13 protein-coding genes are annotated in these 15,640 nt (G+C 64.9%); 7 read left to right on the top strand and 6 right to left on the bottom strand.

All coding sequences use genetic code 11. The features are described from left to right. Positions 1-88: 88 nt before the first annotated feature. The gene (locus D3877_RS19150) at positions 89-2,140 is read right to left on the bottom strand and encodes a molybdopterin oxidoreductase family protein (protein WP_119832260.1); all 2,052 of its coding nucleotides are present in this window, start codon (positions 2,138-2,140) and stop codon (positions 89-91) included. 66 nt (positions 2,141-2,206) lie between these two features. Further along, complete coding sequence (locus tag D3877_RS30875) at positions 2,207-2,332, bottom strand: hypothetical protein (RefSeq protein ID WP_274379636.1); 126 nt, start codon at positions 2,330-2,332, stop codon at positions 2,207-2,209. A gap of 289 nt (positions 2,333-2,621) precedes the next feature. On the opposite strand from D3877_RS30875, the gene D3877_RS19155 reads away from it, so the two are divergent. Genes D3877_RS19155 through D3877_RS19165 form a run of 3 tightly spaced genes read left to right on the top strand, consistent with a single transcriptional unit; the run spans position 2,622 to position 5,204 of the window. After that, complete coding sequence (locus tag D3877_RS19155) at positions 2,622-3,671, top strand: hypothetical protein (RefSeq protein ID WP_147395234.1); 1,050 nt, start codon at positions 2,622-2,624, stop codon at positions 3,669-3,671. Between the two features lie 40 nt (positions 3,672-3,711). Continuing rightward, positions 3,712-4,119: a hypothetical protein gene (locus D3877_RS19160; RefSeq protein WP_147395235.1), complete on the top strand. Its 408-nt coding sequence runs from the start codon at positions 3,712-3,714 to the stop codon at positions 4,117-4,119. Continuing rightward, positions 4,116-5,204 (top strand): hypothetical protein, encoded by a 1,089-nt coding sequence (locus D3877_RS19165; protein ID WP_147395236.1) that lies wholly within the window; start codon positions 4,116-4,118, stop codon positions 5,202-5,204. The genes D3877_RS19160 and D3877_RS19165 overlap by 4 nt, the downstream gene beginning before the upstream one ends. A gap of 54 nt (positions 5,205-5,258) precedes the next feature. On the opposite strand, the gene D3877_RS19170 is transcribed toward D3877_RS19165, so the two are convergent. From D3877_RS19170 to D3877_RS19180, 3 genes are all read right to left on the bottom strand, one after another. Further along, positions 5,259-6,557: a TRAP transporter large permease gene (locus D3877_RS19170; protein ID WP_119832264.1), complete on the bottom strand. Its 1,299-nt coding sequence runs from the start codon at positions 6,555-6,557 to the stop codon at positions 5,259-5,261. Further along, positions 6,554-7,123 (bottom strand): TRAP transporter small permease, encoded by a 570-nt coding sequence (locus tag D3877_RS19175; protein WP_119832265.1) that lies wholly within the window; start codon positions 7,121-7,123, stop codon positions 6,554-6,556. Before D3877_RS19175 ends, D3877_RS19170 begins: the two co-directional genes overlap by 4 nt. Positions 7,124-7,334: 211 nt before the next feature. After that, on the bottom strand, positions 7,335-8,345 hold the full coding sequence (locus D3877_RS19180) for a TRAP transporter substrate-binding protein (protein ID WP_119832266.1): 1,011 nt from the start codon (positions 8,343-8,345) through the stop codon (positions 7,335-7,337). Between the two features lie 256 nt (positions 8,346-8,601). Here D3877_RS19180 and D3877_RS19185 point away from each other — a divergent pair, with 256 nt between their 5' ends. From D3877_RS19185 to D3877_RS19195, 3 genes are all read left to right on the top strand, one after another. Further along, positions 8,602-10,587, top strand: coding sequence for a sensor histidine kinase (locus tag D3877_RS19185; RefSeq protein WP_119832267.1), 1,986 nt, complete (start codon positions 8,602-8,604; stop codon positions 10,585-10,587). Next, a complete protein-coding gene (locus D3877_RS19190; RefSeq protein ID WP_119832268.1) occupies positions 10,587-11,183 on the top strand; it encodes a response regulator transcription factor in 597 nt (198 codons plus the stop codon). Before D3877_RS19185 ends, D3877_RS19190 begins: the two co-directional genes overlap by 1 nt. A 70-nt stretch (positions 11,184-11,253) precedes the next feature. Further along, positions 11,254-12,948 carry a sensor histidine kinase gene (locus D3877_RS19195; RefSeq protein WP_238474963.1) on the top strand — a complete coding sequence of 565 codons (1,695 nt, stop codon included), beginning with the start codon at positions 11,254-11,256 and terminating at the stop codon, positions 12,946-12,948. Between the two features lie 21 nt (positions 12,949-12,969). Here the strand turns inward: D3877_RS19195 and D3877_RS19200 are convergent, their stop codons facing one another. Next, positions 12,970-14,280: a pentapeptide repeat-containing protein gene (locus D3877_RS19200; protein ID WP_119832269.1), complete on the bottom strand. Its 1,311-nt coding sequence runs from the start codon at positions 14,278-14,280 to the stop codon at positions 12,970-12,972. Between the two features lie 454 nt (positions 14,281-14,734). Between D3877_RS19200 and mepK the strand changes: the two genes are divergently transcribed. Next, entirely contained in the window at positions 14,735-15,343 is a 609-nt protein-coding gene (gene mepK, locus D3877_RS19205; RefSeq protein ID WP_238474964.1) for a peptidoglycan L,D-endopeptidase MepK, read from the top strand. Positions 15,344-15,640: the final 297 nt, after the last annotated feature.

Consider the following 15,640-nt stretch of genomic DNA (forward strand, 5'->3'; position numbering starts at 1 on the left):
GTCGTGATTGGGTGGGGCGATGCTACGCCCCGGCGACCATCACGACCAACGACTTGTTCAGAAGGCGGCGTTCACTTTCGGTGAAGGGTCACGCCGCCCGCAGCCAGACGGCGGTGTCGTGGAAGGCGGCCCCGCCAGCGGGCGGGATCGGCTCCGGCGAGGTCAGGCTGTTGATGCCCATGCCCTCGACAAAGGCGGTGTTGGGCCAAATCCCTTCGACGATCACCACGCCGCGCGGCACCCCGGCGAAGGGCTTGGCGTGGACGACGACGCTGCCTTGATCGTTGCCCAACCGGACCGGCGCGCCGTCGGTCAGCGCCAGGGCGGTCAGATCGTCGGGGTGGATCAAGGCGGTCGGGCGGCCCTCCTTGCGCTGCGAAGTGACGGTTTCGCCGAAGGAGGTGTTGAGGAATTGGCGCGCCGGGGCCGTCACCAGCCGGAACGGGTGCTCGGCGTTGGCGTCGCGGGCGGGCGGCATGTGGTCGGGCAATTCCGGCATCCCGCCATAGGGGCCGAGCGCCGCCCAATCCGGGGCGAAGCGGAATTTCCCATCGGGCCAGGCGAAGCCGTTGAGGAAATGCGAGGTTTCAAAATCCGGCTGGGCGTCGATCCAACGCTCTTCGGTCAGCGTCGCCGCGTCGCCCAGATCGGACGTCTTCAGCATGGCGTCGATGATTTCCAGCGCGGTCATGCCGAAGCCGGGATGCTCGGCCCCGACGCGCCGGGCGATTTCGGAAATCACCCAATGATTTTCGCGCGCCTCAAACTGCGGCTCGATCACCTTGCGGCCGATCAGGATGTGCATCTGGCCGCCGCCGCGATAGAGGTCGTCATGCTCCAGAAAAGTGGTCGCCGGAATCACCAGATCGGCCAGTTGCGCGGTGTCGGTCATGAACTGCTCATGCACCGCGACGAACAGATCGTCCCGCAGGAAGCCTTGGCGGACGCGGTTGGAATCCGGGCAGATCGCCGCCGGGTTGGTGTTCTGAATCAGCATCGCCTTGACCGGCGGGCCGCTGGTCAGGTCGCGCGGGTCGCCGGTCAGCACCGCGCCGATGCGCGACTGGTCAAAGCTGCGGACGCTTTTGTCCAGCCGGTCCAGCCCCTCTGACAGGGTGCGGTCGATGTGGTAGATGCCCGACGAGCAATAAAGCCCGCCGCCGCCCTTGTGCCGCCAGGATCCGGTGACGATGGGCAGGCAGGAGACGGCGTGCATCTGCGCCGCGCCGTTGTGGCTGCGGCTGACGCCGTAGCCGACGCGCAGATAGCTGCGCGGGGTCGAGCCGTAGAGCCGGGCGAAATCCTCGATCTCCGCGACGGTCAGGCCGGTGATGGCGGCGGCCCACTCCGGCGTGCGGCTGGCGAGGTGGGCCTCGAACCGTTCCGGGTCAGCGGTCAGGCGGGTGAGGTAATCGCGGTCGGCGAATCCGTCACGGAACAGCACATGCATCACCGCGCAGGCCAGCGCCCCATCGGTGCCGGGCCGCAGCATCAGATGCAAATCGGACACTTCGGCGGTGCCGGTGCGGTAGGGGTCGATGGTGACGAGCTTGGCCCCCCGGCCCTTGCGGGCGCGGCTGATGTGGGTCATCACGTTGACCTGGGTGGCGACCGGGTTGCCGCCCCAATTGACGATCAGGTCGCTGTCGGCCATCTCGCGCGGGTCGGCGCCCCGGATGTCGCCGTAGCCAGCCAACCAACCCATGTTGGCGGGCGTGTCGCAGACGGTGCTGGTCTGGCGGGAATAGCCCTTGGCGTGGCGCAGCCGCTGGATGCCGCCGCGCTGCACCAACCCCATGGTTCCAGCGTAATAGAGCGGCCAGACCGCTTCGGCGCCGAAGGTCTTTTCGGCGCTCAGGAACTCGTCGGCGATGCGGTCGAGCGCCTCGTCCCAGCCGATTTCCTTCCATTGTCCCGAACCCTTGGGGCCGACGCGCAGCAGCGGGGTTTTCAGCCGGTCGGGGGAATGAACCCGTTCGGCGTAGCGGCTGACCTTGGCGCAGATGACGCCCGCCGTGTAGCTGTTCGCCGCCGCGCCGCGCACCTTGCCGATGCGGTCGGGGGCGAGCCGTTCCACCTCCAGGGCGCAGGTGCTCGGGCAATCATGCGGGCAGGCGGTGGGGAGGAACGGGGACGTCACGGCGGGAACCTCGGGGTTCGTGCACAAAGAAGCGGCGTGGAGTGTAAGACGGTCCAGCGCGCGGCTTCAACCCGCGTCGGACGCATGGCGGGGCAGGCCGCGCCGCGCGTAGATCTCGTCCCCGCCGAAGAAGCGGCACAGGCGGTCATAGCCGCGCTCGGCCATCAGGGGGCCGGGCCGCCGTCGGATCATGCGTTCGGAGGAAACGCCATGTCGGAGACGCCCCGGATGTTTCGGAAAATGAACAGAACAATCTCAAAACGTTACGATTTTAAAATCTCAACCAATTGTGATGACCCCTTGCGTTGAGTGTGATTGCTGATAGAGATTTAAACTTATTGCGATCAATGATGTAGTAATTTTCTCGCGTGAAAAATTAGTGCCTCTTTTTGAACAATTTTCTACGGGTGATTTTTCACACTTTTGTCTTCTTTAGGTTTTTCTGTTCCGTCGTCAACCGCAAGCGATCAAGGAGATCCGCATGGGCGCCGCTACGCAGGCTGGGGTGGACAACAGTGAGTCGTTCCTGAAGTCAGTCAATGACATGGGCGACCAATCAGACGTCGACACAGTCACGGGCCTGTTGAAAGCCAACAACTGGCAAGGGGTTGTCGATTACGCCAAGACCTTCCAATATTACAACTACTCCAAAAAGCCATTCACGTCGGATGACGTCAATGCGGGCTTGAATCCGTGGATGTTCATCGCGATCCCGGATGACTACGATGACGCCAACATCAAAGGGTCGATGGTGGCCATCCGGCCTTACAGCGGCGTCGGCTTTGGCGTCTTGGCGAAGGGCGGCATCGCCGTCATCCCCTCGGGCGACGTGCTGGAGACGAACAAGGCCTCCGCCAACGCGGGCACGGCGGTTGGCAGCCCCTACACGGTTCCGTCCATGGATGGGACAAAATCAAGCTGGACTCTGTCGGAGACCAGCACCGGAAAGCTGGGTTTCTTCAAGGCGACGACCTGCTATTGCGTTCTCGATGGCGGTGGGACCGTTTGGACCAAGCAGTACGCCGACATGAAGGATCCGCCCATGGAGCGTTCCGACGGCAATCTGGTTCCCGGCGGAACCAGCAATCTTGCGGTCGGAAACGACATCGTGACGACCTTCGCCAACTACGCCGCGCAAAGCTGGTCGGTTGCTGAAACCGATTTGTGCAATCTCGCCTTTCGCGCGCAATCCAGCGGCGGTGGGACGGTCATCATGGTCGCCGACGGCGCGACCGGGGCGCTTTACAATGGAACGGGGGCGATTTTCAAGGCGGATGATTTTAAGATCTCTTGGCAGGGCTACATCGATTATTTCTGGATGGAGTTCACCAACTACACGACCGAAGGGTTTGAGTGGGTCTCGGACTTGGCCACGACATCAAGCTCCTGGATGGAGAACGCGGCGATGGACAGTTGGGATTGGATCAGCGACACCAGTTCCGACGCGTGGAACGACATCAACGACGCGTGGAAGGACGTCCAGAGTGGCCTTGACGACGTTGGAGACGCGCTGAACCCGACGAAGTGGTGATTCCCCCTCTCCCGTGACCAGACATCAGGAGACGCGCCGCGTGACGACGCCCGGACATGACAACGCGAAGCGGTTTCTTGGCGTGGTCCTGAAAAGAGGGGACAAGCGGATGCTGCGCCAGATTGTTCATCTGGTCAGCCAGGGCCGGTGGGACGCTATTTTGGATTTGGCGCGGCGTCTCAAATTTCCAGCCCCGCTTGCCCTTGACGACCTGAAGGCCGTCATCGATCCGCACAACAAGGTTACGGACGCCGTGGTTTTCGCCAACCGACTTGCCGCCAACGAGACGCTTCGCCGCCGTTTGGCGACTCTTGCGGTGAATGATTGGCCCGGCGTCCGCGATCTTGCCAGAGCGGAGGGGCTTGAGGTCGCGGACGATGATTTGAAGACGCTGATTCCCGAATCCTGGTTTCGCGATCCGGGGGCGTTTTCGGAGGAGACTTGTTGAGGCGAGCGCGGGGCGGGGATGAATGCTCCGCCGGGTCGGTGTGGCGGTTGGCCGCCCCGGCGGTCCCGGATGCGTTGGCGTCGGTGGAGGATCGGCGGGCCATCTCGCGCGCCGCCGATCCGCTTCCCGCCGGTTCCGCGATGATTTTGGAGCGCCCTCTTGGTGGAGGAGCGCCGCGTGTTGACTTTTCCTTGTGCCTGACGCGCGGGGACGGCGGCGGCGAGATTCTGGCGGGTCGTCATCCCACACGGGATGTGCCGCCCGCCTGGTTGGAACAGCCGGAATGGCGGAGCGTGCGCGCGCATTGCCGCGATTGGACCGAACCCGGCTCCCTTCTGAGCGAGCGGTCGCGAAGCGCGTGGCTTGAGTTTGACGGCGATCAAATGGCGCGCCGCCGCGTCCTTCCCAGCTTGTTTGTCGATTTCCGCGATGTTTCCCCGACGGATCGGCGACCGCTCCGCGCGTTGACCGTCGCGACCTTGATCGCGCCCGACGCGCGGGCGGGGGTGGAGAGCACGCTGGAACGGGTGGCGGCGGCGTTGCCCGCGCACGCGGCGTGGCAGTTTTTGGGCGTGATGCTGCCCAGGGACCGGACGCAGGCGCGGTTGTGCGTCGCCTTGCCGGTGGGGGAGGTGAAGGCGTTCGTTGCAGGCGTCGGCCTGTCAATCGACGATCAAACGACGCGCCTGATCGCGGTTTCGGCCCGACATGCGGCGTCGGTGGTGTTGCATCTTGACGTGGGCGAGCGGCTCGGCGCGACGCTGGGGGCTGAACTCAAACCCGCAGGGGAGGACGGCTGGGCGGCGCTGCTGACCGACCTGGAGCGCGAGGGTCTGTGCGTCGCGGCGGAGCGCGAGGCCTTGCTCGCTTTCCCAGGGCAATCCGGGATGGTCCGGGACGGGGGCGGGGCCGATGGTTTCGCAGACGCCGTCATCGGCGCCCCGGACATGTGGCGGCAGGTTGCGGGCTGCCTTGTCGTCCGCAGTCTCAATCACGTCAAGCTGGTCAGTCGTCCAGGGCAGGCGCTTGCGGCGAAAGCCTATCTGCATCTGGGTTGTTTGTGGCGGTGGCGGGGGGACGGATAAGGCGGCGGCGCGTTGAACGCGCGCCGCCGCCTCTCAATCCACGCGCGGGAAACGTTACATAAAGCCCAACAAACGCGGGAACCACAGGGTGATCGCCGGGATGTAGGTGACGGCGCCCAGGAAGAGCAGCATGGTCAGCAGCCACGGCCAGACGGCCACGGTCAACTCGGTGATGCCCATCTTGGTGATGCCGCTGGCGACGTAAAGATTGAGGCCGACCGGGGGGTGGCACATGCCAACCTCCATGTTGACCACCATGATGATGCCGAAATGCACCGGATCAATGCCCAGCTTCATGGCGACTGGGAACAGGATCGGCGCCAGGATCAGGACGATGGACGACGGCTCCATGAAATTGCCAGCCGCCAACAGCAGGATGTTCACCACCAGCAGGAACACCCAGACGCCCATGTTCTGGTCCATGATCCAGGCGGCCATCGCCTGCGGAATCTGTTCCGACGTCATCAGGAACGAGAACAGCACGGCGTTGGTGATGATGTAGAGCAGCATCGCCGACATGCTGGCGCTGTCCAGCAGCACCTTCGGCACGCGGCTGAGCGGCATGTCCTTGTAGACGAAGACCGCCACGATGAAGGCGTAAACCGCCGCCATCGCCGCCGCTTCGGTCGGGGTGAAGATACCGCTGTAGATGCCGCCCATCACCACGACGATCAGCAGCAGGCCCCAGAAGCTTTCACGCAGCGCGCTGATGCGTTGGGCCGCGCTGGCCTTGGGCAGACGCGGGAAGCCGAATTTGCGGGCGCGGTACCAGGTGGTCAGGCCCAGAAGGAAGGCCAGCATCAGGCCGGGCACCACGCCTGCGATGAACATCTGGCCGATGGACGCGGCTTGCGGGTGGCCGGTGGTGGCGACGCAATACATCACCATGACGATGGACGGCGGGATCAAGATGCCCAGCGCGCCCGACGTGGTGACGATGCCCGCGCCAAATTGTTTGGGGAAGCCCTGCGCCACCATGGCGGGCAGGATGATCGAGCCGATGGCGACCACGGTGGCCGGGCTGGACCCCGACACCGCCGCGAACAGCGCGCAGGCCATGACGCCCGCCAACCCCAACCCGCCGTGCCAATGGCCGACCATCGAGGTGGCGAAATTGATCATGCGCCGGGCGACGCCGCCATGGGTCAGGAAGTTGCCCGCCAGGATGAAGAACGGGATCGCCATGATCTCGAACTTCTCGATGCCGGTGAACAGCTTCAGCGCGACGGCGTTGATCGGCACGTCGGTCATGGTGAAGAGGAAGGTCAGAACGGTCAGGCCGAGCGAAATCGAAATCGGCATGCCGGTCAGCATCAGGACCAGCAGCAGCCCGAAGATGATGGCGGCGCTCATGCTGGGCCTCCTTCCTTGGCGGCTTCGACCGGGTCGATGCCGTCGACATGGGCGTGATCGTGGTGGGGCAATTCACCCGTGCGCAGGAAGCCTGCGGCGACCTGAAGGAAACGGAAGCACATCAGGTAGGATCCCAGTGGAACTGCCAGATAGACGATCCACATCGGCATTTCCAAATCCGCCGACACCTGTTCGGTCTGCGCGATGTGGTAGACGAAGCTGGCGCCCAGCGAGCCGACGGTGCCGGTGAACAGCGCCCCCGCCCCAAGCCCGATCAAGACGAATTTCCAGTGCAGCGCGGGCGGCATCCGGTTGATGACGACGTCGACGCCGACATGGATGCCGGTGCGCACGCCATACGCGGCGCCGAATTTGGCCATCCAGACGAACATGTAGATGCAGAGTTCCTGCGCCCAGGAGAAATCCCAGCTCAGGACAAAATCCTGAATGACCGGGATGCCGGAGATGTAACGGTGAACAACGGCGACAAAGATGACGAGCGTCGCCGCCGCCATGAGGGAGGCGATCAACGTCTCCTCCAGGCGGTCGAGCAAGCGGAGGATCATGGCGGGAAACTCCCGGATGTGCGGAGGGCCAAGCGTGTGCGGAGGCGTTCAGGCCCTCTCCCGTCTCGGGAGAGGGAGGGGCCACACGCGTGAGCGTGGGGAGGGTGAGGGGGTTGCAAGGATGGGAGCGCGGCTCCCAGAAAGCCCCTCACCCGGCCCTGTCGGGCCACCCTCTCCCGGAACGGGAGAGGGGAAAGACGGGCGGCGTCCCTTACATCTTCACGCCGGCGGCGGCGGCTTCCTTGTAGATCGACTCGATCAGATCCTTGCCGACGCGGGATTCCACGTCCTTGTGGACCTGAAGCAGCGCCTTCATCCAGGCCGCCCGCTCGTCCGGGGTCTGGGTGTGGAACTGGGTCTTGCCCGACGCCTTCATTTGCGCCATCGCCACGTCGTTTTCGTTCTGGGCGATGTCGTTGGCGTAGGCCGTCGCCTCCTTCATCGCGCCGTCCAGCGCGGTGCGGATGTCGGTGGGCAGCCCGTCCCAGAACTTCTTGTTCACGATGACCGCATAGCCAAGATAGCCATGTTCGGTGATCGTGGCGTGCTTTTGCACTTCGTGCATTTTCTGGGTGTACATGTTGGACGGCGGGTTTTCCGTGCCGTCAACGACGCCGGTCTGAAGCGCCTGATAGACCTCCGAGAAGGCCATGACCTGCGGCAAGGCGCCCAAGGAACGCATCTGGGCGTCCAGCACCTTGGACGATTGGATGCGCATCTTCTGGCCCTTCATGTCCTCCGGCTTGATGAGCGGCTTGTTGGCGCTCATGATTTTGAAGCCGTTGTCCCAATAGGCCAGACCGACGATGCCCTTCGATTCCAGCTTCTGGAACAGTTGCTTGCCGATCGGCCCCTCGGTGATGCGGCGCAGAACGGTCTTGTTCGGGAAAATATAGGGAAGGTCGAAGACCTCGAATTCCTTGGCGCCCAGCGGGCCGAACTTGGCGAGCGAGGGGGCCAGCATCTGGACCGCGCCCAACTGCAACGCCTCAAGCTCTTCCTTGTCCTTGTAGAGCTGGCTGTTGGGATAGACCTCGATCTTCACCTTGCCAGCGGTGGCCTTTTCAGCCAGCTCCTTGAATTTCTCGGCACCCTTGCCCTTGGGCGTGTCCGGGGCGACGACGTGGCTGAACTTGATGAGGATCTGATCCTGGGCCAGAGCCACAGGGGCCGACATCAGGCAGCCGACCGCAGCGGCGCACAGGAGAGTCACGAGCTTCATGGGTGCGTCCCTTCTCTGAAATTGTCCGTATAGCCGAATATCCGGCTTCGGACTTATGGTGCATTCTTCAACATGAACGCGTTCGAGGCTATTGTGGAAATCCGCAGAACCTGCCCGCCACCTTCGGTTTCTTGACGACGTGTCCGATCCGCTTCCTTATCCCCCTCATCCGATTGAGCCTTTTCCTGCATCCGGGTCGCTCGCGACCGATGGGCGGGGCGCCGCTCCGCGCCCGTTGCGCGCAATTCGTCACGCCATGCCCATCGTCGCCATGGTGCTGGTCGTCGTGCTGCTGGGGGCCTTTTTGTGGCTGCTTCAGCGAAACGAGCGAGACGAGCAAGCGCTGGAACTCATCAAGGACGCGCTGTGGATCGAGCAGAACATGCGCTTTCAACTGACCTCCGACGAGGACAAGCTGGAGCGTCTGGCCGAGGGGCTGGGGCGTGAAACGGCGGATGTGCGGCAGGTCGCCGACATGGCCCATCTGATCGTCAACACGAATCCGGCCATCGAACGGGTGTTGTGGCTCGACGCCCAAGGGGGCGCCCGTCTGGTTGAACCACCCGCCGAAGCGACGCCGGAAAGCGGGCCGGAACCGGATGAGGCCCCGTCCGCCCGCGCCGACGCCTTTCGCATCGCTCGTTCGTCTGGTTTGCGGGCCTATGGAACGCCCTACCGGATCGACGCCACCGACGTTGGCTTTGACGTGGTGTTCCCGCTCTACCGCAACGGAAGCTTTGCCGGGGCGCTGGTCGGGGTGTTCTCGTTCGAGGCGATGCTGACTCACCATGTGCCCTGGTGGTTCGCCCAACGCTACCAGTTGGAAATCACCGATGTGCGCGGGTCGGTGTTGGGGGCCAAGTCGCGGCTGTCGGTGATCGGCTCGACGGGATTGGACAGCGCCCCCGATCCGGCGCGCAGCCACGTCATCCCCTTCGACCCTCCAGGCCATGGCGTGTCGTTGGTCGTCACCGCCTATCCCAGCGACAGCAACGCCACCCGGACCATTCTGGTGGTGGCGATCTTCGGGTTGACCGGGTCGGCGCTGTGGAGCCTGTGGTCGCTGCGCCGACACATCGCCGGGCGGTTGCGCGCGGAAGAGGCGCTGCGGGCCGAACACGCCTTCCGCAAGGCGATGGAAGACAGCCTGACGGTGGGGATGCGCGCCCGCGATCTCGACGGGCGCATCACCTATGTGAATCCGGCCTTCTGCCGCATGGTCGGTTGGCCCGCCGACGCGATGGTCGGGCGCGGTCCGCCGATGCCTTATTGGTTGCCCGAGGATCTTGACCGGGCCGAGGCGGCGTTCCGCGAGGTTCTGGCGGGCCGCGCGCCGGAAAGCGGCTTGGAAATGCGCTTCCGCCGGGCCAATGGCGAGCGGTTCGACGCGCTGATCTACGAAGCGCCGCTGATCGACGCCAACGGGCGGCACACCGGCTGGATGGGGTCGGTGCTGGACATCACCGAACGCAAGAAGGCCGAGGATCTGGCGCGCCAGCAGCAGGAACGGCTGCAACAGACCTCCCGCCTCATCACCATGGGCGAAATGGCCTCCACTCTGGCGCATGAGTTGAATCAGCCGCTGTCGGCCATCGCCAGCTACTGCACCGGCTGTTTGAACCGTTTGCGCTCCGACCGTTTCGACACGCAGGAGGTCGCCGCCGCGCTCGACAAGCTGGCGGCCCAAGCCCGCCGGGCCGGGTTGATCGTCCGCCGGGTCCATGACTTCGTGCGCAAGAGCGAACCGAACGTCGCCCCCTGCTCGCTGGCCGAGGTGCTGGAGGATTGCGTCGGGCTGATGGGCGCCGACGCCGTCCGGCTGGGGGTGCGGGTGGAGCTGTCGGCGTCGGCGGATTTGCCGCTGGTGGCGGGCGACCGCATCCTGTTGCAGCAGGTGGTGCTGAACCTGATGCGCAACGGCATCGAGGCGATGGCCAAGACGCCACGCGCCGAACGCCGCCTGTCTGTCACCGTGACCACCACCGAGGATGGCGCGCTGTTGACCGACATCCGTGATCGAGGGTGCGGCATCGCGCCGGAGATCGCCGACGGGCTGTTTTCGCCCTTTTTCACGACGAAAAGCGAAGGTATGGGAATGGGCCTGAACATCTGCCGGTCCATCGTCGAGCACCATCATGGGCGCCTGTGGTTCGAGGCGGCGCCCGGCGGTGGTTCGCGCTTCCTGTTCACCCTGCCTGTCCTGCCCAATTCCATGCCGATTCCGCCTGTGGAGACCGTCTGATGACCACCCTGCACATCGTCGATGATGACGAGGCGATCCGCGACGCGCTCGGCTGGCTGTTCCAGTCGCGCAACGTCCCGGTGATCGGGTGGGAATCGGCGCAAGCCTTTCTCGACGCCTGGACGCCGGAGACGACGGGCTGTCTGCTGCTCGACATCCGCATGGACGGGATGAGCGGGTTGGAGCTGTTCGACCGTCTGCTGGCCCAGGGCAGCCGGATGCCGGTGATCTTTCTGACCGGCCATGGCGATGTCCCCATCGCCGTTGGCGCGTTGAAGAAGGGCGCTCGCGATTTCGTCGAGAAGCCGTTCAACGACAACGAGCTGGTGGATCGGGTGATCGGCGCCCTGGCCTTCGACCATGACCAACGGGTGCGCGAGGCCGGGCAGGCGGGGTTGGCGGCGCGGATCGCCAGCCTGACCCAGCGGGAGCGTCAGGTGATGGAGTTGGTCGTCGCCGGTCGCCTGAACAAGGTGATCGCCGAAGAGCTGGGCATCAGCATGCGAACGGTTGAGGTGCATCGCTCCCACGTCTTTGAAAAGATGCGGGTCAAGACGGCGGTGGAGCTGACGCGCTTGTTGACGGGGGCGGGTTGAGCAATAGTTTAATAAAATTGCCGTGGCGCCGCATGACGCGCGCCGGACCATGACCCCAGGAGCATCAGGCTTGCGTCTGCCCACCTCATTCATGGCGCTGGGGCTGGCGGTCATCGCGCCGTTGCTGCTGTTCGCGGCGGTGATGGTCTGGCTTTTGGACAACCGTCAGCAGGCGGAGCTTGAGGCGGATTTGCGGTCGATGGCGCAATCGCTGTCGGCCAGCGTGGACCGGGAGTTGGCCAGCCAGATCCGTCCGCTGGAGCTGCTCACCGCGCTGTCTAAAACGGAGGTCGACAATCTGCCCGCCCTCTACGCCCAGACCACCGCCGCCGCGCACAGCCAGAATGGCTGGCTGGCCATGGGGCTGATCGGGGCGGAGAGCAACCGCTTTGTCTTTCACACCCATTACCCGTTGGGGGTGCAGCCCCTGCCGCCGCCCCGTCTGGACCATGTCACCCGCAAGGCGGTGATGACCGGGCGGTCGGTGGTCGGCGGCGTTTTGCCGCCGGGCGGGCCGCCGGGGCGGTCGTCGTTGGTCCTGCGCAGCCCGATCTTCGCTGACGATCAGGTCCGTTATGTGATGTCGTTGGCGGTCGGGCTGGAAGGGCTGGCGGATGTGTTGAAAACGCGCAGCATCCCGTCGAACTGGACCGTTGCCATCATTGATCCGGCCATGCTGATCGCCGCTAGGTCGCACGCCGCCGCCGCCTATCTCGGTCAGCGGATCACGCCGTCTCTGGAAGGTTATCTGGCGTCGGGCGCCAAAGGGCTGTTTCTGTCCAAAACCAAGGATGGCGGCGACGTTTACACGGTGGTTCACCGTTCTGCCGACACGCAATGGTCGGTGGCGCTGGGGGTGCCGGTCGATATGGTGACGCAGCGATTGGCCGTCACCCGCATCGCCGTGGTTGGTGGCGGGCTGGTCGCCTGTCTGGCGACGTTGGCGCTGGCCTTGCTGGTCTCGCGCTCCCTCCGGCGCCGCCGCAAGGCTGAGCAGGAAATGCGCCGCGCCCGCGACGCCTTGCTGATGGAGCAGCGGCGGCGCTTGGTGGCCGAAAAGGAGCATGCCGAAGCGTCCAGCCGGGCGAAAAGCGAGTTTCTGGCCAACATGAGCCATGAGCTGCGCACGCCGCTGAACGCCATTCTTGGTTTTACCGAGGCGATTCTGTCCGGCATTTTTGGCGCGCCGTCGGCCAAGCATGGCGAATACATCCAAGCGATCCATCAATCCGGCCGCCATCTGCTCGACCTCGTGAACGAACTGCTGGACATGGCGAAGATCGAGGCCGGGCAGTTGGAGCTGTTCCGGTCCCGCGTTGTCCTGGGCGAGGTGCTGGCCGATTGCCTGGGGCTGGTGGAAGCGCTGGCGGCGCGCAAAGGGGTGACGGTGTCGGCGGGGGATTTCGACCCTGCCTTGCAGGTGCTGGTCGATGGGGTGCGGTTGCGTCAGGCGGTGTTGAACATCTTGTCCAACGCGATCAAATTCACCCCTCCCGGCGGCTCGGTGCGGATCGAAGCGGCGGCGGGCGCGGGGGGGAGCGGCGCGGTCATCACCATCGCCGACACGGGCATCGGCATGTCCGAGGATGAGGTTCAGATCGCCATGGAACCGTTTCGGCAGATCACCAATTACCTGACGAAATCAGAATCGGGAACTGGGCTTGGCCTGCCATTGGCTCGCCGTTTCATTGAGGCGCATGGCGGGACGTTGACGGTGGACAGCGCGCCCGGCGTCGGCACAACGGTGACGATCACCCTGCCGTAAGATCGCGGCCGACGGGAGGCGTCATCGCCGCCGGGGTGGGGCGCCGGGCAGGGTGGCGCGTTGCAGCTTGGCCCCGTCCAGATCGGCGCCGTCCATCTCGGCGCTTTCCAGATTGGCTTCGGACAGATTGGCCTGGACCAGACAGGAGTTGACCAGCAGGGCGCGGCGCAGGTCGGCGCCCATCAAATTGGCCGCCCAAGATCGCCCGGTCGGGCGGCCCGACGGATCCTTGATCGCCGCCGGTCCCAGCCGGACTCGGGTCAGATCGGCGCCGGTCAGGATGGCGTAGCTGAGGTTGGCGCCGGACAAATCGGCGCCCATCAGATTGGCCCCTTCCAGATTGGCGCCGGACAGGTCCGCCATCATCAGGCGGGCGCCGGTCAGGGCCGCCGCTGACAAATTCGCCCCGCGCATCGACGCGGCGCTGAGATTGACGTCGCGCAGATCGGCGCGGCAGAGGTCGGCCCCATCAAGGTCGGCGCGCTCGCCGCGTTGGCCGAAGCTGTCGATCCAACGTTCATGATCGAAGATGACGCGCTGGATCTCCGACCGCATGCTGTCCATGGGGCGGGTCGTCTGGGCCGCGCTCATGCGGGCCTGCGACAGATCGCAGTCGGCCATCCGGGTGCCGACCAGATCGGCGTTGTCGAAGCGGGCGCCGTCCAGCGACGCCCCCGACAAATTGGCCCCGTTCAACCGCGCTCCGGTCAGGTTGGCGCGAGTCAGGTTGGCGCCGCTCAGGTCGGCGTTTTGCAACAGCGACCCGGCCAAATCAGCTTCGGTCAGGTTGGCGCCGCACAGGACGGCCCCGGTGAGATCGGTGGGAACGCCCTGGTTGGGGATCACCGCCTCGCCATGGATGTGGGCGAGCGCCACCTTGTGCACCAGACGGGCGGCCTCGGCGTCCTGTTCGTCGGGAGTGGAGCCGCGTCGGGCGGCGCCGCCCGGCTCCAGCGTGCCGGACCGCAGGTCGGCGCCCTTCAAATTGGCGTTGGAGAAGTCCGCAGCCCGCAGCCGCGCGCCGCGCAGATCCGTCTGCATCAGGTTGGCGCGGCTGATGTCGGCGTCGCGCAAATCGACCCCGAACAGATCGGCCCCAGCCAGATTGGCCCCGTTCAGCCGCCCGCGCGCCAATTTGGCCCCGACCAGCCGGGCGCCGCGCAGATCGCGCTGCGACAGGTCCACCCCTTCCAGGTCGGCCATGGCGAGGTTGGCGCGCGCGCCGCCCGGCTGGCCTTTGACCCAGCGGGCATGGCGGTCCAACACCTCGGCCAACTGATCGAGCCGAAAGAAAGACGCAGAGGAAGGGGGTGTGGTGATGGCCGTGGGCACGGGACGATGACGCCACGTAAGAGTTTCGATGCTGCGATCATGCGGTCCAATTCCTTACCGAAGGCTGAAGGCATGAGGAAACGGACCTTATCTTTTCGTTGAGGCCGTTTGGATGAAACGTCTATGGCCTTCGGCAGGGTTTTACGGTCCGTTCCTTGTCTCTTGCGTTTGGCCGATCGGGAGCCGGGCGCGACTCGACGGCGCGGCTCTGTGGCGATGCGGCGCGAGCGTGGTCCTGTGTTTCAAGTTTGTGATGATTGCGGATGGTGGGAATGACGGGTGGATGTTTGGGAAACCGCCAATCCGGCCTTTTCTTTCCATCGGCCCTTCATTGCTGTCTTGACATCTGGGGCGGGGATCCCCGTAAAAGAGCTTTGCCCGGTGGGGCCGTATTGCGATGGCGCGATTCCTGGTGTGGGCTGGGGGTTGGCTGAATCAGGGGATACGAGACAGCATGACGACCAACATGGACGCCCCGTCGATGACGGTGGCCGGCTCCGATGATTGTGCGGCGCGCCCGCTGGACCGCCGTCATCTCTTGCGGGCGGCCTTGGGCCTGACCGCCGCCGCCGCCACGATGATGGCGCCGGAGGAATCCGAAGCCGCCATGCGGGCGCCGCCTCGCCAATTGTCTCTGGTCAATCTGCACACGGGCGAGCGCATCAGCGCTGAATATTGGTCGAAGGGCCGTTATCAACGCGACGGGATGCGCGAGATCAACCGGGTTCTGCGCGACCATCGCACCGGCGCGGTTCACGCCATCGACCCCAAGCTGTTGGATCTGGTCCACGCGCTGGGCCGCAAGCTGGGCAGCCGTGGCCCGATCCAGATCGTGTCGGCCTACCGTTCGCCGGAAAGCAACGCCCTGCTGCGCGAGGCCGACGGCTCCGGCGTGGCGCAGAACAGCTATCACATGCAGGGCAAGGCCATTGACCTGCGGGTGCCGGGTCTGGCGATCCGCCACCTTCACCGCGCGGCCCTGAGCCTGCGCGGCGGCGGGGTCGGTTACTACCCGGAGAGCAATTTCGTCCATGTCGACGTCGGGCCGCTGCGCCACTGGTGAGGCGACGCGGCGCGATCCAGCGCTTTTGAGAACACAGAGTGTCGGGCGGCGAATCCATAACGGATTCGCCGCCTTTTTCATGCCCGCGCGGTGGGGACGGATCGGCTCTCCGTCGGCGGCGCGCATTTTCAAAAACATGTTGCCTGCGGGATGGATACCGCCATAAATTCCTAAAAAGGCGATGGTCGAAGGACCAAATGCCGATCAAGATCCCGCGACCGACCGGCCCAACCGGATAACCAGCCCGGCGCGCGGCGTCTCACGCCCCCTTTCCCAATGGAACGCCCACCCGAGTCG

It is taken from the genome of Azospirillum cavernae, from assembly GCF_003590795.1.
GTDB classification, from domain to species: Bacteria; Pseudomonadota; Alphaproteobacteria; order Azospirillales; family Azospirillaceae; genus Azospirillum; species Azospirillum cavernae.